Origin of the sequence: Streptomyces sp. NPDC051173 (assembly GCF_040689515.1) — a bacterium.
Lineage (GTDB): Bacteria > Actinomycetota > Actinomycetes > Streptomycetales > Streptomycetaceae > Streptomyces.
In genome coordinates this window covers 153850-175989 of sequence record NZ_JBFBBD010000003.1, presented here as the reverse complement: position 1 = coordinate 175989, position 22140 = coordinate 153850, and the positions used below count along the sequence as shown (strand labels likewise).

11 protein-coding genes (1 of these 11 only partly in view) are annotated in these 22140 nt (G+C 72.3%); 3 read left to right on the top strand and 8 right to left on the bottom strand.

Features of this window, described 5'->3' with window-relative positions; translation table 11 throughout:
* Positions 1 to 35 precede the first annotated feature (35 nt).
* Positions 36 to 917, top strand: coding sequence for a GNAT family N-acetyltransferase (locus AB0435_RS03460; RefSeq protein WP_366426092.1), 882 nt, complete (start codon positions 36 to 38; stop codon positions 915 to 917).
* Here AB0435_RS03460 and AB0435_RS03455 read toward each other — a convergent pair.
* Positions 848 to 1720, bottom strand: a complete 873-nt coding sequence (locus tag AB0435_RS03455; protein WP_366002407.1) for an SAM-dependent methyltransferase — start codon at positions 1718 to 1720, stop codon at positions 848 to 850. The two genes, AB0435_RS03460 and AB0435_RS03455, sit on opposite strands and share 70 nt — an antisense overlap.
* Before the next feature lie 392 nt (positions 1721 to 2112).
* Here AB0435_RS03455 and AB0435_RS03450 point away from each other — a divergent pair, with 392 nt between their 5' ends.
* Together AB0435_RS03450 and AB0435_RS03445 are read left to right on the top strand one after the other, a co-directional pair.
* Positions 2113 to 3336 (top strand): GDSL-type esterase/lipase family protein, encoded by a 1224-nt coding sequence (locus AB0435_RS03450; RefSeq protein ID WP_366002408.1) that lies wholly within the window; start codon positions 2113 to 2115, stop codon positions 3334 to 3336.
* A 112-nt stretch (positions 3337 to 3448) separates the two neighbouring features.
* On the top strand, positions 3449 to 3868 hold the full coding sequence (locus tag AB0435_RS03445; protein ID WP_366002409.1) for a PPOX class F420-dependent oxidoreductase: 420 nt from the start codon (positions 3449 to 3451) through the stop codon (positions 3866 to 3868).
* Between the two features lie 121 nt (positions 3869 to 3989).
* On the opposite strand, the gene AB0435_RS03440 is transcribed toward AB0435_RS03445, so the two are convergent.
* The 7 genes from AB0435_RS03440 to AB0435_RS03410 form a co-directional block, all read right to left on the bottom strand.
* Positions 3990 to 4361, bottom strand: coding sequence for an SH3 domain-containing protein (locus AB0435_RS03440; RefSeq protein ID WP_366426091.1), 372 nt, complete (start codon positions 4359 to 4361; stop codon positions 3990 to 3992).
* 222 nt (positions 4362 to 4583) lie between these two features.
* The gene (locus tag AB0435_RS03435) at positions 4584 to 5798 is read right to left on the bottom strand and encodes a cytochrome P450 (RefSeq protein ID WP_366002411.1); all 1215 of its coding nucleotides are present in this window, start codon (positions 5796 to 5798) and stop codon (positions 4584 to 4586) included.
* Positions 5799 to 5939: 141 nt separating this feature from the next.
* Positions 5940 to 6758 carry a methyltransferase domain-containing protein gene (locus AB0435_RS03430; RefSeq protein ID WP_366002412.1) on the bottom strand — a complete coding sequence of 273 codons (819 nt, stop codon included), beginning with the start codon at positions 6756 to 6758 and terminating at the stop codon, positions 5940 to 5942.
* Positions 6759 to 6988: 230 nt separating this feature from the next.
* Positions 6989 to 8005 (bottom strand): NADP-dependent oxidoreductase, encoded by a 1017-nt coding sequence (locus tag AB0435_RS03425; protein ID WP_366426090.1) that lies wholly within the window; start codon positions 8003 to 8005, stop codon positions 6989 to 6991.
* Between the two features lie 58 nt (positions 8006 to 8063).
* Positions 8064 to 10334 carry an ACP S-malonyltransferase gene (gene fabD / locus AB0435_RS03420; protein WP_366426089.1) on the bottom strand — a complete coding sequence of 757 codons (2271 nt, stop codon included), beginning with the start codon at positions 10332 to 10334 and terminating at the stop codon, positions 8064 to 8066.
* A 1-nt stretch (position 10335) separates the two neighbouring features.
* Positions 10336 to 16137: an SDR family NAD(P)-dependent oxidoreductase gene (locus tag AB0435_RS03415; protein WP_366426088.1), complete on the bottom strand. Its 5802-nt coding sequence runs from the start codon at positions 16135 to 16137 to the stop codon at positions 10336 to 10338.
* Positions 16134 to 22140: the end of an SDR family NAD(P)-dependent oxidoreductase gene (locus AB0435_RS03410; protein ID WP_366426087.1), read on the bottom strand. It continues 17672 nt past the right edge of the window; 6007 of the gene's 23679 nt are visible here — the last part of the coding sequence; the start codon falls outside the window, past its right edge — the gene reads right to left on this strand; the stop codon is at positions 16134 to 16136. The genes AB0435_RS03415 and AB0435_RS03410 overlap by 4 nt, the downstream gene beginning before the upstream one ends.

Genomic DNA, 22140 nt, shown 5'->3' with positions numbered 1-22140 from the left:
AACTACATGATGTAGAAGTTCGCTACCGTCGTGACATGCGGAACGACGAACGACGTCCCGGCGCGGCCCGATTGGCGTGGCGGGTCCTGCTCACACCCGAACAACTGCCCGAGACGCTGGGCGTCTTCCTGCGCGAGGCCGAGATCTGCTGGCACCCGCCCCACCCGCAGGCCGGAGCCGCCCCCTCGGGTGACGGCTCACCGCTGCGACTGCCGGACCCGGCCGGCGGGATCCTGACCGCGCGGCGCCACCACGGCGGATTCACCCGCTGCGAACGCGCCGGAGCGAAGGTGTTCACCTGGCTGGCCCGCAGGCCGGCGTGGACACGCACCCGCCGCCGCAGGGTGACCCTTCCGGCGGGGGCCACCGTCACGCTCCGCCGCGCGGGCGCCGCGGACCTACGGGCGGTGACCGCCCTCCACGCCCTGTGCGCGCCGCCCACCGGGCCAGGGGCCGCCGGGCTGCCGACCCGTAAGGCACTGCCCCGCCTGCTGTCCCCGCGGGTGGGCACCAGCGTCCTCGCCGAGGCGCCCGGCCGGCGGCCCGTCGCCTGGGCCTCCTTGTCCTGCGACGGCCCCGACGCCGACGCGGTCCTGCTGGTCGCCGACGCGTGGCGGCACCGCGGCCTGTGCACCGTCCTGCTCCAGGAACTGCACCGGGCCGCCCGCACCGCCGGCGCCCGGACCCTGTGGATCCACGCCGCCGACGACGACCCGGCCGTCAAGCGCGCGGCGGCCGAGCTGAGACTGGCCGTGGCGGCCGGGGACGACGGTGGCCCGACGGGCCTCTCCACGTCGCTCTCTCCCGCACCGGTCGTGTGGCCGCGGAAAGCCCCCGTCCGGGGAGATCACGACCGACGGGCGAAGACGTACACCGCGTTCCTCATGAGGAAGTCAGGGCCCAGCGGCCGCCCGTAGCCCGTGGCGGCCTCCTGCGCGGGCACGTCGCGCGTCTCCCAGCCCAGGACCGACAGGCGCGCTCCCGGTGCGGGCCGCTGGTCCGTGTGGAGCAGGTCACTGACGTCGACGCCCGCGCTCCTGGCGTTGTCCCGGATGATGTCGGAGTCCAGGGCCTGCCGCATGTCCCCCACGTACTCCACCGCCAGCCGGCTGCCGGGGGCGGAGAGCCGGTGGATCTCGTGGAACAGGTCTTCCTCGGCCTCGGGCGGGAGGTAGGGCAGGAGGCCCTCGGCGAGCCAGGCGGTGGGCCGCGTGCGGTCGAACCCCGCCTTCTCCAGGGCCGCCGCCCAGTCGAGCCGCAGGTCGACGGGCACCATCCGGTGGTCGCAGGCCGTGGTGGCGCCGTACTTCCGCAGGACCTTCGTCTTGAAGTCCAGCACCAGAGGTTGGTCGGTCTCGAAGACGACGGTGCCTCCCGGCCAGGGCAGCCGGAACGGCCGGGTGTCGAGACCCGACGCCAGCAGCACGATCTGGGTGACACCGGCATCGAGGACCCGCTGGAAGTAGTCGTCGAAGGCACGGGTACGCACGGCCACATAGGTCTCCACGCCCGGCGCGCTCGACTCCCCCTCTATGGCCGACGCCTCGGCCACGGTCGTCGGCAGCGGCAGCGGCGACCCGGCCTCCTCGACGAAACGAACCGCGTACGGGTCCTTCGCCAGGGCATCGGCCCGACTCGTCTCGACGGCTCTGCCGGCGGCGACCGCCAGTGCCGTGATGCCGATCCCCGAGACGATGTCCCACTCTTGTTCCGAGTTCACGGGTGCCTCCGCACGATCGGGCTGCCGGCTTCCCGCGCATCGGCCACGGGACGACAGCCGTTGAAATGTTGACCATGCTAGGCCGTGCTCAGTAGGCCTTGTGCCCGCGTGCCCGGGCGGATCGGCGGCCGGGAATGAGTTGGCCTGATGTGGGTGTGCGTTCAAGCCGTCGCAGCACCTCACGAGGAGCCGGACAACCCGTCAGATCCGGTGAGGTCGCATGGCAATGTGGCCGATGGCCGTCCCGGTGTGTGGCTCAGGGGGTACGCGGCGGGGAGGGCGGGATCGAACGCCATGCCGTAGGGCTGACACTCGATACCGAAGTTGACAAGACGGAGGGGTGTGCCGGAAATCATTGGGTGAACCACGCACCCCACCGGCAGAATGCGACCATGAACGACCAGTCCGACCACATCCCCGACGCCCCCGCGGCGGCCCGGGCAGCCCACCTGATCACCACACCCATCACCGCGGAGCTCGTGCGCGGCGCTCTGGAGCTGGAGCGCACCGAGCACGGAGTGCTGCCGCACCGGCTGCCCGCCCGGGCCCGCGCGCAGTGCCCCGACGGGCAGCTGGCCATGGTGGAGGCCCAGCCCTCCGGCGTACGGCTGGCGTTCCGTACGCGCGCCACCGTCGTCGAGCTGGACACGCTCCGCACCAAGATGGCCTACCAGGGCGCCCCGCCGCGGCCCGACGGTGTGTACGACCTCCTCGTCGACGGCCACCTCGCCGGGCAGTCCCACGCGACCGGCGGCAACGTGCTGACCGTGGACATGGCCACCGGCTCCGCCGAGACCCGGCCCGGCCCCGTCGGCACCGTCCGGTTCCCCGGCCTCCCCGACCGCGTCAAGGACGTCGAGATCTGGCTGCCGTTCAACGAGATGACCCAGCTGGTCGCGCTGCGCACCGATGCCCCGGTCGAGGCCGCGCCGGACGACGGCCGCAAGAAGTGGCTGCACCACGGCAGTTCGATCAGCCACGGATCCAATGCCGCGAGCCCCACCACGATCTGGCCCGCGCTGGCCGCCTCCCTCGGCGGCGTGGAACTGACCAACCTGGGCTTCGGCGGCAGCGCCCTGCTCGACGCGTTCACCGCCCGGACCCTGCGGGACACCCCCGCGGACCTGATCAGCGTCAAGATCGGCATCAATCTCGTCAACACCGACCTGATGCGGCTGCGCGCCTTCGGCCCCGCGGTGCACGGCTTCCTCGACACCATCCGTGAGGGGCACCCCACCACGCCGCTCCTGGTGGTCTCGCCCATCCTGTGCCCCATCCACGAGGACACCCCGGGGCCCAGCGCCATGGACGTCAGCGACCTCGGCGCGGGAATCCTCCGCTTCCGGGCCGCGGGCGACCCCGCGGAGCGGGCCGCCGGGAAGCTGACGCTCAACGTCATCCGCGACGAACTGGCCCGCCTCGTGAAGCAGCGGGCGGCCGACGACCCGAACCTGCACTACCTCGACGGCCGGGACCTCTACGGCGAGACGGACTTCGCCGAACTCCCGCTCCCCGACCAACTCCACCCGGACGCCGCCGCCCACCGCCGCATCGCCGAACGCTTCGCGGCCCTGGCCTTCACCCCCGACGGCCCGCTCGCGGCCGAGCGCGCCTGAAACCAGCGGGGTGGGGTCGGCACACCGACCCCACCCCTGCGGGAAGGAATCACCCCTCGCAACTGTTCTGCGCAAGCAGTGAATTCACACTGCTGCACAGAGAGGTGAGACGGTGTCAGTTGTACTCGACGAGGAGACCCGCGAGCTGCTGGACGGCAGGAACTTCGCCGCCGTCGCGACGCTGAACAGCGACGGCGGACCGCAGACCTCGGTGGTCTGGATCGCACGGGACGGGGACGCGGTGCTCTTCTCCACCACGGCAGGGCGTCAGAAAGCCAGAAATCTCGCGCGGGATCCACGGGTCAGCATCACGGTCCTCGACTCCGAGAACCCCTACCGCTCCGTGGACATCCGCGGCACCGCCGAGCTGATCGAGGACCGGGGGAAGTCACTGCCCGATCTGCTCTCGCGGAAGTACCGCGGAACGAACGCGCCGGCCGAGCCGGAAGAGGTGCTCCGGCTGATCGTCCGGGTGACGCCGCGGAAAGTCACCGGGTTCACCGGGCGGCACGCTGTCCGACGGGCCGAGTGACCGTCCCACGCCGAAGCAGTCCGCATGCTCACCATGGCCGTGGAACCGCGAACGGTCCGACACGACCCCGCCACAGCGGGGCGGCAGCCCAACAGGGGCTGTCGCCCCGTCATTTCACGTGTCACTTATGACACAGAGGCACCGGCGACAGGTTCTCCACATAGCGTGCCGCGACATAGCCGGGCTTCGAGGCCAGCAGATACCACAGGTCGTTGCCGGCGATGTTCTGCCCGTGCTTCTTGCAGGACAGCTCGACGACCGTCCCCGGTTTGAGCGCACCGAGGAACGTGGAAGCGGACTTGGGCTGTTCGCGGATCGACAGGGGCAGTCTGGAGACCACCTTGCCCTTGGGTGCCACGGCGGCCGGTGCCGCGGGTGCCCCGGCCTGGCTGTCCTGGGCTCCTGCCGGAGCTGCGGCCAGGAGTGCTCCGGAGCCTGCCAGCAGGACCGCCGCGCCTACGGCGGCCATGCGGCGCATCGATGGATACATCATCTCTTGCTCCCTTTCCATCCTCGAGGGTGTCAACGGGAGTTACATGACGTATGACCCACGAGGGAACGGAAGGGTTGCCCCGCTCCGGGCAGGACGCGACCGCGGTGACGGGTCGCGCCCGGCGAAGAAGTCGTCAACAGCGCAGCGCGGGGCGGGGCCTGTGGGGGCCGGGGGTGCTCCCGGAGGCCCCGCCCCGCGCGCTGTGGGATGGGCCGCGGCCACCTACCAGGTGACCGGCAGCCCGTGCAGACCGAAGATCGCCGCGTCGTTCTTCAGCGGCAGGTCGTCGACGCTCCCGGCCAGCCGGAGCCCGGGGACGCGGCGGAGCAGGGTCTCGTAGACGATCTCCAGCTCCATCCGCGCGAGGCTCTGGCCGAGGCACTGATGCGGGCCGTGCCCGAACGCGAGGTGCTGGCGCGCGCCGCGGTCGACGTCGAGCTCGTCGGGGTTCTCGAACACCGCGGGGTCGCGGTTCGCCGCGCCGCCGAGCGCGAAGACACCCTCGCCGACGCGGATGGTCCGTCCACCGATCTCGACGTCGTCCTTCGCCACGCGGGCGGTGATGATGTCGGTGATGGTGAAGTACCGCAGGAGTTCCTCGACGACGTCCGGGGCCGAGGCGGGGTCGTCGGTGATCCTCGCCCGCAGCTCCGGCCGCTCCAGCAGGGCCAGCGTGCCCAGCGAGATCATGTTCCCGGTCGTGTCGTGCCCGGCGGTCAGCAGGAGGAACGCCAGGTCGACCAGGGCGGCGTGGTCGTACGTGCCCGCCTCCCGGCCCTTGGCGATCTGGCGGCTGAGCAGGTCGTCCTCGGGGGACTCCTCCTTGCTCGTCACCAGCTCGTCCAGATAGGTCTGGAGGTCGAAGAACGCCTGCTGCCGGGTCAGCGGCGGGAGGGCCATGCTGAGCATGCGGGAGGTGCGGTCCTCGAAGAAGTCGCGGTCGGCGTCGGAGACGCCGAGCAGCTCGCAGATGACCAGCGACGGCACCGGGAAGGACAGCGCCTTGACCAGATCGGCCGGCTTGGGGCCGGCCAGCATCTCGTCGACGCACGCGTCGACGATGTCCTGGACGCGCGGGCGCAGCGCCTCCATCCGCCGGAAGGTGAACTCGCCGACCACCGCGCGTCGTGCCGTGGTGTGTTCGGGCGCGTCCATGCCGGCCAGGGAGAGCGTGGAGTCCCGGTCGCTCTTGGCCTGTTCGACGAGCATCGGGAAGTCCGGATGTCCCCGGTCCGAGCTCAGGCGGGTGTCGGCCAGCGCCTTGCGGACGTCCTCGTACCTGGTCAGGATCCACGCGGGCCTGCCGGTGGGCAGGGTCACCTTGGACACCGGGCCGGCCTCGCGGAGACCGGCGTACTCGGCGGGCAGCTGGTACGGGCATTTACGGGGGACGGGGAAGGCGAGCGCGGTGTCGTCGTCCTCGGCGGGTGCGGTCACGGAACTTGGCTCCTGAGCAGTGCGTTGGCAGGGGTGCGCCGGGCTTCCGGCGTGGTCCGGCGGCCCGCCCGCGGCCCTTCGCCATCGGTGATGGTCCTGGGAGGGCCGCGGGCGCGCTCTGCCGGATTCCGGCGTGCCGTCTCAGACGGGCTTCTGCGCGGTCAGCAGGACGGAGCCGAACTCGTCGACGTCGATCATGGCCGCGGGGCTGAACTTCTCGTCCGCGTCCTCGTCGAAGACGGGGTCCAGGTCCTGCTCGCTGCGGCTCATCTGCTCGAAGGTCTGGCGCACGCTCTGCTCGGTGATGTCGCGGAGTTCGACGAACCGCAGGCCGGCACGGCTGAGCATGGGCACGTAGTCCTCGGGGCGGGCCAGCGTCATGATGAAGTCACGGAGCAGGCGGTCCACGGCGGGCTTCTTGTCGGCCGGGATCGGGGCGCGCTCGAAGAAGTCGGTCAGCACCAGCCGGCCGCCGGGGCGCAGCACCCGGCGGATCTCGCTGAAGACCCGCTCGCGGTCGGGCATGTGGAAGATCGACTCGATGGCGATGGCCGCGTCGAAGGAGTTGTCAGGGAAGGGCAGTTCCATGGCGTCGGCGTGGCGGAACTCCACCCGGTCGGCCAGCCCGGCCGCCTCGGCGAGCCCGGTGGCGCGGGCGATCTGGTCCCGGCTGATCGCGATGCCGGTGACGTGCGCGCCGGTGCGCTGGGCGATCCGCATGGCGGGCTGCCCGACGCCGCAGCCGACGTCGAGCACCTGGTGGCCCTTGTCGAGCCGCAGGGCGTCGGTCATCAGGTCGGTGAGCCGGTCGGCCGCCTCCACCAGAGGCACCTCGTTGTCGTCGAGGTCCCAGTAGCCGAGGTGCAGGCTGCCGCCCTGGGCGGTGGTGTCGAGCGCGGTCAGGCGGTCGTAGAGGAGGCCGACCTCTTCGGGGACGGGGATGGTGGTGGGGTTCGACATGAGGGTTCCTCCGTTGTGTTCATGCGGGAAGTTCACAGCACGCGGCGCACAGGGCGCGATCGCGTGGATTCAGCGGGGGTTTGGCAGAGAAAGGCGGCGGGCTCGGCCGCGAGGCGCTTTCACATCGACGATGTCGGCGGTTGCGCGTGAGGAACACGCTACCGGTCCGGTGGCGAACAAGGAACAGTTCACCAGGGCGAATATCGGCGTTCTTCGCGGGAACAACGCGCTCAGTCCGCTATTTTGACGAGCATCTTGCCGGTGTTCGCGCCTCGCAGCATTTCGATGAATGCGGCCGGCGCGTTCTCCAGCCCCTTCACGACGGTTTCCCGGTGAATGATCCGGCCGTCGGCCAGCCAGCGGCCCATTCGGGTCAGGAACTCGTCCTTCAGATCGCCGTATTCCCCGACGAGGAAGCCGCGCAGGGTGATTCCCTTGCCGATGGCCTGCATCAGGTTCCGGGGGCCGACGATCTCGCCCTTCAGGTTGTACTGCGAGATGGCGCCGCAGAGCGCGAAGCGCGCGCCCATCCTGCCCAGGAGCAGGGCTGCGTCGAGGTGTTCGCCACCGACGTTGTCGAAGTAGACGTCGATACCGCCGGGCGCGGCTTTCGCCAGTTGTTCCCGGACGGGCCCGTCCTTGTAGTTGAACGCGGCGTCGAAGCCCAGTTCCTCGGTGAGCCAGGCCACTTTCTCCGCGCTCCCGGCCGATCCGATCACTCTGGCCGCGCCGGACAGCCGGGCGATCTGGCCGGCCAGCGATCCGACGGCGCCCGCGGCCGCGGAGACGAACACGACGTCGCCTTCGCGGAATCGGGCGGCCTTGAGCAGCCCCGCGTAGGCGGCGTGGCCGGTCATGCCCAGCACACCCAGGTACGCGCCGGGCGGTGCGAGGGCGGGGTCGATCCGCACCGCGCCGGCGGCGCCCACGACGGCGTACTCCCGCCAGCCCAGGCCGTGCAGCACCAGGTCACCGACGGCGAGACCCGGCGAATGCGACACGACGACCTCGCCGACCGCGCCCCCGTCGAGTGCCTTGCCGACGGCGAACGGCGGTACGTAGGACCTGACATCGGTCATCCGCCCGCGCATGTACGGGTCGACGCTCATCACCAGATTGCGCACCAGCACCTGGCCGGCGCCCACCGGGGGCAGCTCCGCCTGCACGACCGAGAAGGTCTCCGAGGTCGGCCAGCCGACGGGGCGGGCGGCGAGCCGGACTTCGGTTCCCCTGGACGGAACGGTCATCACTCTCCTCAACTACCGTAAATAATGGGGCCGGTGTCCGGCACCACGGATGCGCGCCTCAGGATGCGAGGAGGCGCAGGCGGTCCCTGCTTCCGTCCGCGTGAGGGGGCGCGAGGGTGTCTCGCCAGTTCCTCATCGCGGATTCGATGTGTTCGGCGGCGCCTTCGAGCAGCATGAGGCCGATCCGGTCGACGTGCCGGTTCCGCCACGGCTCCATGTCGGTGCCCGCGACCCATTGGTTGAACGCCCCCAGCGCCGGTCCGGTCTGGATCTGGTAATTCACCTTGCCCGAGCCGTCGCCCGCCATGGCGAGGCGCGTCGTGTGGAAGAAATACCAGCGGAAGACGAGCGCCATCTTCTGTTTGGGCTGTGCTTCGGCCTGGGTGATCTCGGCGTCCCTCCCGCGCGAGCGGAGATAGTCGCGGACTTCCTCCCAGACGCGGTCGAGGCTCCTGCCGAAATACGTCCTCTCCAGCAGGGAGCGCGTTTCCGCCGGGATGTCCTCGATGCCGTCGTGGTGCGAGTAGAGGGAGAAGAGTTTGTTGGCCCGGGTGGGGAAGAAAACTCCCTTGCGGAGCACCTGGACCTTGGCGCCCAGCTCGAACATGTCACCGGCCGGCGCGTAGGCGGTGTCGGCGATGCCGGCGTCCTGGAGCATGTCCTTGACCGCGTCGCTCGTCGCGGCTTCCACCGTGCACTGGTTGACGGAGCCGGTGAGGACGTAGTCGGCGCCCAGCATGAAGGCCGCCGCCACCGCCGCGGGTGTGCCGAGGCCGCCGGCGAGGCCCATGCAGAGGGGTTCGGCGTAGCCGTACGTCTCCTGCGCCTCCTGCCGGAGCCGGAGCATGGCCGGCAGCACGACCGTGGCGACGCCGCCGTCGGTGTGTCCACCGGAGTCGGCCTCGACGGTGATGTCGTGGCTCATCGGCACCTGCCGGGCGAGTTCCACCTGCTCGTCGGTCAGCGCGTTCTCCCGGCGGAGCTTCTCCAGCACCGCCTCGGGGGCGGGCGCCATGAACGCCCGCGCGACCTCCGGGCGCGACACCTTGGCCACGATGCGGTGCTCGCACACCGGCCTGCCGTCGGCGCCGCGCCGGAGCCCCCGTGCCCGGTGGAGGACGAGCGCGGGCGACATCTGCATGAAGGCCGACGCCTCGATGACGCGCACGCGGTGGCGCGCCAGCAGGTCGATCAACTCGCGCTCGGCCGCGGGGTCGTCGTGATCGGCGAGCACGTTGACGCCGTAGGGCTCCCCCTTGGTGAGGCCCTTCTGGATGTCCAGCACCCCGCGCTCGATCTCGGGGAGCGACAGGCCGCCGGTCCCCAGGAAGCCGAGCATGCCGTTCCTGCCGAGCCTGACGACCATCTCGGCCGAGGCGATGCCCCGGTACATGCCGCCCACGAGGTAGGCGTGGCGCAGCCCCATCCGCTCGCGGAACACGGGGCTGCCCAGGGCGGCCGCCGGAGCGGCGGGCAGCGGGGCCGGGCGCGGGGCGGAGCGGATCTGGTCGATGAGTTTGGTGAGCACCCGGCCGCCGAGTTCGACGAAGTCGGTGACGCCCTGGTCCAGGAGGTGACGCACGCTGTCGGTCCAGCGCACGGGCCGCACGATCTGTTCGGTGAGCGTGCGCGCGGTCTCGCCGGGGCCGTACGGGCGGGCCGTCGCGTTGGCGATCACGGGGGTACTCGGGTCGCCGAGGGCGAACCCGTCCACGAAGCGGGCGAAGTCCTGCCGGGCCTGGCGCATCAGGGGGGAGTGGAAGGCGCCGGACACACTCAGCTTCGCGCAGCGGACGCCACGCGATTCGAGGTAGGGCACCAGCGCGCGGATGGTGTCGGTGTCGCCGGAGACGACCTTCTGTGCCGGTGCGTTGTCGTTGGCGACCGTGAGGGCGGAGAAGCCGCCCTCTTCGAGGAGCACGCGCAGCTGTTCCGGGTCGACCCCGACCACCGCCGCCATGCCGCCGCCCTTCGCCTGGGCCATCAGGGCACCGCGCCGCTGGACGAGGCGCAGGCCGGTGGTGAAGTCGAACGCGCCGGCGGCGTGCAGCGCGCTGTACTCCCCCAGGCTGTGACCGGCGAGGAAGGCCACCTCGTCGTCGTTGTGCTCACGCCACTGCCGGTAGGCGAGCGCGCCGACCACGAACAGCGCGGGCTGGGTGTACTCGGTGCGGCCCAGTTGCTGTCCCGGGTCGTCCAGGCACAGCTCGCGGACCGAGTAGCCGAGCACGCCGGAGGCTTCCTGGACGAGTTCGGGGTAGGCGTCGAACAGCTCGCGCCCCATCCCGCGCCGCTGCGCTCCCTGGCCGGGGAAGACCACTGCCTTCATGTCAGCGGCCTCCCCGTGCGGAGAGAGCGACCGGGACCTCGGCGGCGTACAGCCTGTCGCAGAGGCGCATCAGCTTGTCGAGCGACTCGGGGGCCGTCATGACCTCGGCGTGCATCGAGGTGTCCACGTCGATGGTGAAGAAGTCGTCGATCTCGTCCGCCCACTGCTGCCAGTAGGTGATGCCGTCCACCGTGGGCAGCTCCGGGTTGGGGAAGAGCACCATGTGGTCCTCGAACGCGCCGAAGAACTTGCCGCCGCGGTTGCGCAGGTAGTAGCAGCGCAGCCCGTCCCGCCGGGGCAGCGGGTCCACGGTGTACGTCTCGCCCTGCATGGCCTCGAAGTAGCGCGACAGTTGCCGGACGCGGGCGCGCAGCTGCGTCTCGGTCTTGTTGACCCCGCGCGCGAGGGCGGCGTCGATCAGGGAGTCGAGGAACTCCGCGCCGTCCAGGGTGGTGTCGACGTCGTCGCGGTGCAGGATCGGGGTGGCGCCGCCGTGCGAGTCGAAGCGGTTGTTCCCGAGGATCAGGTTGACCGCGCGGAAGTTGCTGACCTTGCTCACCACGTCGGAGCTGAAGTCACCGCCGACGATCAGGGCGTTGGCCTTGTTGGTCGCCTCGGCGTCCAGGGTGTCCAGCATGACCAGCGAGCCGACCTCCGCGCCGCGCTTCTGGAGCTGCCGCACGACCTCGTAGGCGAAGAGGCCGCCGAGGGAGAAGCCGCCGATGTCGTACGGGCCTTCCGGCTGCACGGCGAGGATGACGGTGGCGTAGTAGTCGGCCATCGCGACCTGGCCGGTGAGGATGTCGGTGGAGTCGATCCAGCCCTTCGGCTGGATGCCGTAGAAGGGGCGCCGGCAGCGGGCGGCGAGCGGGGCGTAGGACTCGACCCCGCCGTTGCCGTGGTGGACCCAGAAGACGGGCCTGCCCTCGGTGACACCGTTCATGCGGACCAGTTCGGGGAAGCTGTTCGGCGACACCGGCTCGGCCGCGGGCGCCGGGGGCTCCACCGCGGGGGCCTCCTCGACCGGGCGGGTCTCCGCCGCCGGAGCCGGCTCGGGGGAGGTCGCGGCGGCGATCTCGTCGACGATCTCCTGGAGCGTCTGGCAGCCACCGATGACGTCGAGGGTGAGGGAGGCGTCGATGTGCGTCTGTGCCTGCGTGAGGAACTGCATCATGAAGATCGAGTCGAAGCCGTAGTTGCGCAGCGGCTCGTCCGGTCGCAGGGTCGCGGCGTCGACTTCGAGCAGGGTCGCCATGAGGTCCGCGACCACGTCGCCCATCGTCGACCGGGCGGCCGGTTCGGGGGCGGCGGCGGGCGCCGGTTCCACAACAGGCGCCGGCTCCATGACGGGTTCCGGTTCCGCGGCGGGCGCCGGCTCGGCCGCGGGCAGGAACCGCTGCCGCATCCGCGCGTGGTCACCGTCCAGCGCGATGACGCTCGGCTGCCGGACCGCCCAGGCGCGGTTCAGGGCGTCGATGCCCACGGACGCGCGCATGGGCCGCATGCCCACGGACTCCAGGAGGCCCACGGTCGAGGCGTCGCCGCCCATGCCGCCCTTCTCCCACAGCGGCCAGTTGACCATCAGGGTGCGCCCGGCGCGGCTGCCCCGGGCGACCAGGGACTCCCGGTGGGCGGCGTAGCCGTCCATGAAGCCGTTGGCGGCGGCGTAGTCGGCCTGTCCCACGTTGCCGAAGGCCGCCATCGAGGAGAAGCCGATGAAGCAGTCGAGCGCCGTGCCTGCGGTGGCCTCGTCGAGGTTGCGCAGCCCGCTGACCTTGGCGGCGAACACGTCCCGCAGGTCGGCCGCGCTCTTCCTGGCGACGAAGCCGTCGCGCAGCACTCCCGCCGCGTGGACGACGCCGTGCAGCGCGCCGTGCTCGGCCTCGATGTCGCGTACGGCCTGGAGCACCTCGGCGCGGTCGGCGACGTCCAGCACGCGGTAGTCGGCCTTGGCGCCCGACGCGCGCAGGGCGGTGAGCAGTTCCTCCTGTGCCGGTCCGGCCGGGCCGCGGCCGCAGAGGACCAGGGCGGGCGACTGGACCCGGCGGGCGATGTCCTCGGCGAAGAGCGCGCCGAGTCCTCCCGCGCCGCCGGTCAGCAGGTAGACGCCACCGTCGCGCCAGGGAAGTGCCGGGGCGGGCGTGGTGATCTCGCGCCAGTGGGACACCTGCCGGCGTCCTCCGCGGTGGCGCACGGCTTCCTCGTCCGCGTCGGCGCCGTCACGCCGCAGCCGTTCGGCCAGTTCGGCCGGGCGCGGTGCGTCGTCAAGTTCGATCCACTGCGTGAGCAGCTTGGGGTGTTCCATGCGCGCCGTGCGCAGCATGCCGCTGAGGCCGCTCAGCCAGGGTGCGTGGGCGGGGGTGACGACCTGCACCAGGCGCTGCGGCCGCCCGGCCTCCTGGGCCTTGCCGCGCAGCAGTTCCAGCAGGCGCTCGGCGTACGAGGTGTAGCGCGTCTCGATCGCGCCGTCGGCCTGCCAGCTCTCGCAGGTGCCGCCCACGGCTTCGCCCAGCGCGGTCGCGTCGATCTCGGGCAGTTCGCACAGGACGACGTGCCGGACGACATCGTCGCCGCGGTCCTGGGGTGCCACGCTGTCGCGCCAGTCCGCGTGGACCAGCAGCGCGGGCGTCCCGGGCATCTCGACGGCAGGGGACGGCCTGTCCTGCTGCACGCGGGTGCTGAAGCCCAGCAGGCGCACGCAGACGTTGCCCTGGGTGTCGCACAGGTCGATGTCGAGGCGGCGCACACCGGAGTCGCGGCGGTCGTCCTCGGCGCGGCGTACGAGCGCCCAGCCCTCGGCCGGGGTGGCGGCGAGCACCTGCACCTCGCGCACGCTGAAGGGCAGGGAGTTCTCGGTGGGGGCGGCGCCGCGCTCGCCGAGCACCAGGCCGAGGGTCGCCTGGAGGGCGGCGTCGAGCATGCCGGGGTTGAGCGTGAGCGACGATGCCGCCGCCGCGGGCAGGCTCAGGCGCGCCAGCGCCATGTCCGGGCCGTAGTGCACCGTCTCGACGGCCCGGAACGCGGAGCCGTAGCCCATGCCCATGCCGGCGAACAGCGCGTAGAACTCCGCGCCGTCGCGTCGGGACGGGCAGTTCGCGCGCAGCGCGTCGATGTCGTGGGTGGCCTCCGACGCGAGCAGCGCGGGGGCGACCCGCGCGGTCCCCTGCGCGTGCAGGACGCGCTCACCGGCGTCGTGGGCGTACACCTCGAACGTCCCGTCGGCCCGGTCCAGTTCGATGCCGAGGGAGCGCGGTCCGGTCACCTCCAGGGGGCGCAGCCAGGCGATGTCCCGCAGGCGAACGCCGGTGGGGGCGGCTCCCGGCTCGGCCTGGACGGCCGCTTCGCGTACGAATTCGAGGTAGGCGGCGCCGGGCAGTACGGGTGTCCCGCCGACGCGGTGGTCGCGCAGGTAGAACTCGTGCCCGTCCAGTTCGCGACGGTAGGGCGCGGGAGGCGCGCTCGGTGGGGTCCTGACCGCGCCCTTGGCGTCGGCGATCCAGTAGCGCTGCAGGCGGAAGGGGTAGGTGGGCAGCGGCATGCGGCGCATCGGCCGGTCCGTGTAGAGCCGCTGCCAGTCGAAGTTGAAGCCGGTGACCCAGAGCTTCAGCAGGCGTCCGGTCTTGCCCTTGGCTATCCAGCTGTCGATGGCGACGGCGATGTCGTCGTCCCCGACGAGTTCGCTCCACGGCCCCTGGCGCTGTGCCCGCCCGGTGTGGAGGCCCTGCGCCTTTCCGCCGTCGAGGTACGCGCCCAGCCGCTCGCGCAGGTCGGCGAGCGAGTGGGTCAGGAACGCGAGGCGCTCCTCCATCGCGACGCGGCCGACCTGGAGGGTGTAGGCGAGACCGGGCAGGTCGGCCTCACCGAGCCGGCCCGTGTCGATCCAGTCGGCGAGCTGCCGGACCCGCGCGCGCAGGGTCTCGGGCTCCGACGCGGAGACCACGACGGCCACGGGGTCCGCGGTGCTGGTGGCGGGTGCGGGCCGGGGGACGTATTCCTCCAGGACGACGTGGGCGTTGACGCCGCCGAAGCCGAACGAGCTCACGCCTGCCCGGCGCGGCAGTTCACGGCCTTCCGCGTCGCGCACGGCCGGCCACGGCCGCTGTTCGCGCACCAGGTGGAAGGGGCTGTCCTCCAGGTCGATGTAGGGGTTGACGGTCTCGCAGTGCAGGCTCTTGACCAGGGTGCGGTGCCGCATCTGGAGCAGCACCTTGATGACGCCTGCGACGCCCGCCGCGAGTTCGAGGTGGCCGATGTTGGTCTTCACCGAGCCCACCCCGCAGTGGGCTTCCTCGACGGTGGCGCCGTGGGCCTCGTAGAGCTCGCGGAAGGCCGCCTTGAGCCCGTTGATCTCGATGGGGTCGCCCAGCTTGGTGCCGGTGCCGTGGGCCTCGATGTAGCCGACCGTCCGGGGGTCGATCCCGGCCTTGCTGTAGGCCCGCTGGATCAGCGCGGCCTGTGCCTTGGGGTTGGGTGAGGTCAGGGAGTTGGAGCGGCCGCCGTGGTTCTCGGCGGTCGAGCGGATGAGGCCGTGGATGTGGTCGCCGTCGCGCTCGGCCGCGGAGAGCCTCTTGAGCACCAGCATGCCCACGCCCTCACCGCGGACGTAGCCGTCGGCGCGGTCGGAGAAGGTGCTGCACCGTCCGCCGACGCTGAGCATCCCGGACTTGCTGAAGCTGATGTGGCCGTCGGGGATCACCATGGTGTTGACGCCGCCGACGACGGCCATGTCGCACTCGTCGCGTTCGAGCGCCGCGACGCCCCGGTGGATGGCGACCAGGGAGCTCGAACAGGCCGTCTCGACGGGCTCGCTGGGCCCGTGGACGTCGAGGAAGTAGCTCATCCGGTTCGGGCCGATCGAGGGGACGCTGCCCGTGGGCGTGACGCTCTCGCCCCTGCCGCCGCTGCGGTCGGCCAGCAGGCTGTAGCCGGTGTCGTTGGTGCCGACGAACAGTCCGAGGTTCTCCCCCGCCAGCCGGTCGGCGGCGTAGCCGGCGTCCTCCAGCGCCTTCCACACGTACAGCATCAGCAGGCGCTGCTGGGGGTCCATGTGCACAGCGTCCTTCGGCGCGATACCGAAGAACAGCGGGTCGAAGTCGGCGACGCCGTCCATGAAGCCGCCCCACTTGACGTCGGTGCGCCCCGGCTCCAGGAGGGGGTCGCCGAAGTGGGCGCGCCAGTCCCACCGGTCGGCAGGGACCTCGCTCACGCAGTCGCGTCCGTCGCGCAGGTTCCGCCAGAAGGCGTCGATGTCCTCGGCCTGCGGGAACCGGCCGCTGACGCCGACCACGGCGATGGGCTCGGCGTCCTGCCGGTGCGCCGCCGGCCGGGGAGCGGGCGCGGGCTCCGGGACGGCGACGGGCTCCGGGGCGGTGGGCCGGGCCGCCACGGGGGCGGGCGGCCGCAGACCGAGGCGGGTGGTCAGGGCGGAGCCGTACTCGTCGGCGAGGTGCGTGCTGAAGGCCCGCAGGGTCGGGTGCTCGAAGAGGACCGTGGGCACGAGCTCCAGACCCAGGGACTCGTTCACCGTGTTCACCAACTGGCTGATGACGATGGAGTCCAGGCCGTACTCGCTCAGGTCGACGTCCACGTCCAGGTCCGCCGCGCTCACCTTCAGCAGCTCGCAGACCTTCTCGACCACGACGTCGCAGATCCGTTCCACCAGATCCTCGGTGCCGGCGGCCCGCGGCTGCCCGGCCTGTGCCTGTTTCCAGTCGCGGATCAGGCGGAGCGCCTCGGCCTGGCCCACGCGTCCCTCGCGAATCAGCCGGTGCAGCTCGTCCAGGGATTCGACTCGGGTGCTCATATCAGGCTCCTCTTGAACTCGTCCGCGCTCAGTTCGCGCTGGCCGATGGCTTCGATCAGGTGCAGCAGGTACGCGTCGTCGTCGGGCTCGGCCCGCGGTGCCACCGCGGGGGCCGGCTCGGCGGGCGCGCCGTCGCCGAGGGTGCGGGCGCTGAAGCCGCGGAGGCGTACGCAGACGTCGCCGTCGTCGTCGCAGAGGTCGAGGTCGAGGCGGCGGACCGCGCCCGGGTGGTCGTCCTCGGCGAAGCGGATGACCACCCAGCCCGTGGCCGGGGCGGCGCGGAGCACCTCCAGCTCGCGCAGGGCGAAGGGCAGTGCCGTGCGGGCGCTGCCGGGTTCGCCGACGAAGAGCCCGACGGTGGCCTGCAGGGCGGCGTCGAGCATGCTCGGGTTGAGCACGAAGCCGCTCTCGCGGGCCGCGGCGGCGGGCAGGTTCAGGCGTGCCATGGCCTGCCGTGAGCCGGTGTGCAGTTCCTCGACGGCCCGCAGCGCCGGGCCGTAGGTCATGCCGATGCCGGTGAACCGCTCGTAGCAGGCGTCGGCGTCGAGCACGGGGCCGTCGCACCGCGCCCGCAGCGCCGCGAGGTCGAGCCGCTCGCCCGGTGTTCCTTCCTGGCGGCGCAGCCGGCCCCGCCCGAACACGACGCGTTCGCCGTGCTCGTCCACCGAGTACACCTCGTAGCCCAGTCCGTCACCGGCCCGGGTGGACAGCGCGATGTGCACGTCGGTCTCCCGCTCGACGGTGAGCGGGCGCAGCCACGACGCCAGCTTCAGCGACCAGGTCCGCTCGTCGCCCCCGGCGGCCCGGACCGCCGCGGCACGCGCCATCTCCAGGTAGGCCACGGCGGGCAGGACGGGTACGGCGTGCGGGCGGTCGCCGGAGGCGGCGGGCGCGCGGCCGGGCCGCCAGCCGGACACCTCGGCCATCACCCGGTCCTGCACGCGGTGGTCGGTGAGGAAGAACTCACGGCCGGTGAAGCGCGAGGTGTAGCGGTGCTCGTCCAGGTCGGAGGTGTTCACGTGCACCAGCGGGTGCAGTACGGCGGGCCGGCCGCCGTTCGCGGGGCGGGTGGTGTCGACCCAGTAGCGCCGGAGGTGGAAGGGGTAGGTCGGCAGCGGGATCCGGCGCGGGCGGCGCCCGGTGTGGAGCCGGTCCCAGTCGAAGGCGGCACCGCGCGTCCATGCCTCCAGCAGGCCCGCCCGGTCCTGCCCGCTCACGGCGGTGAGGTCCTTCCCCGGGCCGAACGCGGCCGGTACGTCCGGGAGATCGACGCCGCGCGGGACGCGGCCGCTGAAGACGTCGCCGACGGGCTCGCCGCGCAGCCAGGCCTCCAGGGCCGCGGCGAGCTCGTCGACGGTCCGGGCCAGGCAGGCGAGGCGCTCGGCCATCGGTGTGCGGCCCGTCTGCGAGGTGTAGGCGATCGACGCGAGGTCGGTGTCGTCGTACGTGCCGCAGCGCAGGGCGTCCGCCCAGCGCGTGGCGAGTTCCCGCAGCACCTCGGGGCGGGCCGCCGACAGGAGGAACGGGAGGCGCTCGGTGGGTGCCTCGTCCGGTTCGGGGGCGGTCCGGGGCACGTACTCCTCGAGGACGACGTGGGCGTTGACGCCGCCGAAGCCGAACGAGCTCACGCCTGCCCGGCGCGGCAGTTCACGGCCTTCCGCGTCGCGCACGGCCGGCCACGGCTGCCGCTCGCGGACGAGGTGGAAGGGGCTGCCTTCCAGGTCGATGTAGGGGTTGACCGTCTCGCAGTGCAGGGACTCGACCAGGGTGCGGTGCCGCATCTGGAGCAGCACCTTGATCACACCGGCCGCGCCGGCGGCGAGTTCGAGGTGGCCGATGTTGGTCTTCACCGAGCCCACGCCGCAGTGCGTTTCCTCGACGGTGGCGCCGTGCGCGTCGTACAGCTCGCGGAACGCCGCCTTGAGCCCGTTGATCTCGACCGGGTCGCCCAGCTTGGTGCCGGTGCCGTGGGCCTCGATGTAGCCGACCGTGCGCGGGTCGATGCCCGCCTTCTCGTACGCCTCGCGCAGGAGTGCGGCCTGTGCCTTGGGGTTGGGCGCGGTCAGGGAGTTGCCGCGGCCGCCGTGGTTCTCGGCCGAGGAGCGGATGAGGCCGTGGATGTGGTCGCCGTCGCGCTCGGCTGCGGAGAGCCTCTTGAGCACCAGCATGCCCACGCCCTCGCCGCGGGCGTAGCCGTCGGCGCGGTCGGAGAAGGACTTGCACCGGCCCTCCGGGCTGAGCATCCCCGCCTTGGAGATGCTGATGTGCCCGTCGACGCTGACCATGGTGTTGACCCCGCCGGCGATCGCCATGTCGGACTGGCCCTCGCGGATGGCCTGGACGGCCCGGTGCATGGCGACCAGCGCGCTGGAGCAGGCCGTGTCGACCGGCTCGCTCGGGCCGTGCAGGTCGAGGAAGTAGCTCATGCGGTTCGGGCCCATGGAGGGCGCCGCGCCGGTGATGTCGTAGCCCTCGATGACCGGTGAGTACCGCGTGACCAGGGTGCTGTAGCCGGTGCTGGTGGTGCCCGCGATGAGGGCGGTGTTGCTGCCCGCGACCGCGTCCGCCGAGTAGCCCGCGTCCTCCAGCGCCTTCCACACGTACAGCATCAGGAGCCGCTGCTGCGGGTCCATCAGCTCGGCTTCCTTCGGGGAGATGTCGAAGAACAGCGGGTCGAAGTCACCGACGCCGTTCATGAAGCCGCCCGACGTCACGTCGGACGTGTTGGGGTCCTTGACCGGGTCGCCGTAGTGGGCGCGCCAGTCCCAGCGGTCCGCGGGGACCTCCTGGGTGCAGTCGCGCCCTTCGGCCAGGTTCTCCCAGAACTCGTCGAGGTCGTCGGCCATCGGGAAGCGGCCGCTCATGCCGATCACGGCGATCGGCTCGTCGTCGGGCGCGGCCGGGCCGGGCCGCCGGCCGGCCGTCGCCGTGACGGGCGGTTCCTCCCGTGCCTCGGGGGTGGCGGTGACGCGGTCGGCGTGGTGGTCGAGGAGGTGGTCGACGACCCCGGCCAGGGTGGGGTTCTCGAAGAACAGGGTCGGTGCCAGCGAGAGCCCGAACTCGGCGTTGAGCTCATTGGCGAAGCCGATGAACGAGAGGGAGTCGAAGCCGTACTTGCTCATCTCCGCGGTGCCGCTGATCCGCTCGGCGGGCACGTCCAGGAGGACCGACGCGCGGGCGATCAGCTTCTTGAGCAGGGCCTTGCGCCGCGTGTCCGGGGCGGCCGGCGCGGGTGCCGGAGCCGGGGCGGCCGTCCCGAAGCGATCGGGGTGGTTGTCGAGGAGGTGGTTCACAGCCTCTTCCAGGGTCAGGTGTTCGGGGAACAGCTTCGGGGTCAGCGAGAGCCCGAACTCCGCGTTGAGCTTGTCGGCGAACTCGGTGAGCGAGACCGGGTCGAAGCCGTACTCGCCCATCTCCACCGCGCCGTCGATCTCGTCCGCGCGCACGCCCAGTACGGCCGACGCGTGGGTGATCAGGCGGCGGAGAAGGGTCGTGTGCACGGCGGTCCGGTCGGGTGCGGTCTCCGGCGCTGGGCGGGCCGCCTGCGCGGGGCGAGCTGCCTGCGCGGGGGCGAGCAACGTGGCGTCGATACGGGCGCGTTCGCCGTAGACGGCGAGCACGTGCGGCTCACCGCTGCCGTAGGCCCGCTCCAGCGCCTCGATGCCCTGGCGGGCGCGCATGGGCACCATGCCGACGCTGTCCCGCAGGCGGCTTTCGGTCGCGGCGTCGACGGCCATGCCGCCGTCGGCCCACAGCGGCCAGCCGATGACCAGTGTCCGGCCCCGGCGCTCGCCCCGGGCGACCAGTTCGTGCCGCCGGAGCGCGTACGCGTCCATGAAGGCGTTGGCGGCCGCGTAGTCGCCCTGGCCCTGGTTGCCGAAGGCCGACAGCGAGGAGAAGCCGATGAAGCAGTCCAGGTCGAGGCCGGCCGTGGCCTCGTCGAGGTGGACGAAGCCGGCGACCTTGGCCGCCAGCACCTCCCGCAGCTCCTCGGCGCTCTTCTGGCCGAGGTAGCTGTCGCGCACCACTCCGGCGACGTGGACGACACCGTCCAGCCGCCCGTGTCCGGCGACGGTCGCGGCCACGCGGCCGGCCACGGCGGCACGGTGGCTCACGTCCAGCGCGTGGTACGCGGCGCGGGCTCCCGAGCCGGCCAGTTCACCGATCAGTTCGCGCTGCTCGGGGCCTTCCGGTGACCGCCCGCACAGCACGAGGGTGGCACCGGGCGCCTGCCGCGCGATCTCGCGGGCGAACAGGGCGCCGAGGGCTCCGGCTCCGCCGGTGACGAGGTAGACGCCACCGGCCTTCCACGGCCGGACCCGCGGGGCGTCATCCAGGGCGGCCCACTGGGGAACGTGCCGCTGTCCGCCGGCATACCGCACGGCCACGTCATCGGGACGAGCCGCTTCCTGTCGCAGGCGCTCGCACAGTGTGGCGGCGTCGACGGATGCCTCCATCTCGACGAGCTGGGCGAGGAGCTTGGGGTGCTCCATGCGGGCCGTGCGCAGCAAGCCGCCCAGCCCCGCGAGGAGCCGGCCCTCACCGTCGGCGGGCACGACCACCTGGATCAGCACGTGGCCGTCGCCGGTCGCCGGGATGGCCTGCCGCAGCCGTGCCAGGACGGTCTCGGCGTGCCGGGTGTAGCGCAGGACCAGGTCGTCCTCGTCGGGCAGGGCCGCGCACGGTACGCCCAGTGCGGCCTGGACGTCCCGGGGGTCGGTCGCGCCGAGCCCGCCGAGCAGGACCTCGTGCCGCGCCGGCGGGCGCGGGGACCCGGTGGCCTCGGCGGGGCGCGTGCCGACGCGCATCAGGGTGAGCGAAGCGCCCTCGTCCTCCTGCGGGGCGGCGGTCGCGGGCAGCACCCGGGTGCTGAACCCGAGCAGTCGCACGCACACGACACCGTCGTCGTCGCACAGTTCGATGTCGATGCGCCGTACGGGACCACCGCGGTCGTCCGCCGCGGGCCGGACCACGGCCCAGCCGCTCGCCGGGCTCGGTGCGAGGATCTGCGTCTCCTCCAGGACGAAGGGGAGCGCGGCCGCCACCGTCTCGGTGTCCTCGGCCAGCGACAGGCCCAGCGTGGCCTGCACGGCGGCGTCGAGCATCGACGGGTGGAGGGTCCAGTCGGCGCCGTCCCGCGCCTCCCGCGGCAGGCTCAGGCGCGCCACGGCGAGCCCGGTGCCGACACTGAGCCGACGGATGCCCCGCAGCGCGGGCCCGTAGCCGATGCCCATGCTCGCGAAGAGGCGGTAGCACGCCTCGTGGTCCAGGGTGCGCACGTCGCACCGCTCGCGCAGCCCGGCGATGTCGAGGCGGGCGGGCGCGGGCGCCTCGCGCCGTTCGACGCGGCCCTGTCCGTGCTGTACGGGCAGGTCGCCGCCGGTCGTCGTGGTGATCTCGTAGGCGAAGCCGCCGTCCTCGCGCGGCCGCAGGGCGATGCCGGCCGAGGTCGGCCCGGTGATCCGGGCCGGGCGGGACCAGACGACGTCGCGCAGGCGGAAGCCGGTGGGCGCGAGGCCTTCGGCCCGCGCCGCCGCGCACGCCAGCTCCAGGTAGGCCACGCCGGGGAGCACCGGCACGTTCCGTACGCGGTGGTCGTCGAGGAAGAACTCCTCCCCGGTCAGGTCGACGGCGTAGTGCGACGCGCCGGACTCCGTACGGACCTTGCGGCCCTCCAGCGGCGAAGGGGGCGCGATCTGGGACGGGCGGGTCCCGACCCAGTAGCGCTCACCGGCGAAGGGGTACGCCGGGAGCGACACGATCGTGAAGCCCCCGTCGTCGAACAGCGGGGCGAAGCTCAGGTCCAGGCCCTGTGCGAAGAACCCGGCGAGCTCGGTCAGGCAGTCGTGCCGGTCGCGTTCGGCCATCAGGTGGCCGACGCGTGTGCGCAGGGCGGGGTCGTGCCGGCGGTGTCCGTCCGCCGCCTCACCGGTGACCACGCCCAGGGCCCGGCCGTCGCGCAGCCAGGTCCGCAGGGAGTCGACGAGCTGCTCGCGGTCCGAC

Excerpts from the sequence above, each read along its gene's own strand:
- AB0435_RS03460 (WP_366426092.1), top strand. The coding sequence starts at position 36 with ATGCGGAACGACGAACGACGTCCCGGCGCGGCCCGATTGGCGTGGCGG.
- AB0435_RS03450 (WP_366002408.1), top strand. The coding sequence starts at position 2,113 with ATGAACGACCAGTCCGACCACATCCCCGACGCCCCCGCGGCGGCCCGG.
- AB0435_RS03440 (WP_366426091.1), bottom strand. The coding sequence starts at position 4,361 with ATGATGTATCCATCGATGCGCCGCATGGCCGCCGTAGGCGCGGCGGTC.
- AB0435_RS03430 (WP_366002412.1), bottom strand. The coding sequence starts at position 6,758 with ATGTCGAACCCCACCACCATCCCCGTCCCCGAAGAGGTCGGCCTCCTC.
- AB0435_RS03425 (WP_366426090.1), bottom strand. The coding sequence starts at position 8,005 with ATGACCGTTCCGTCCAGGGGAACCGAAGTCCGGCTCGCCGCCCGCCCC.
- fabD (WP_366426089.1), bottom strand. The coding sequence starts at position 10,334 with ATGAAGGCAGTGGTCTTCCCCGGCCAGGGAGCGCAGCGGCGCGGGATG.
- AB0435_RS03415 (WP_366426088.1), bottom strand. The coding sequence starts at position 16,137 with ATGAGCACCCGAGTCGAATCCCTGGACGAGCTGCACCGGCTGATTCGC.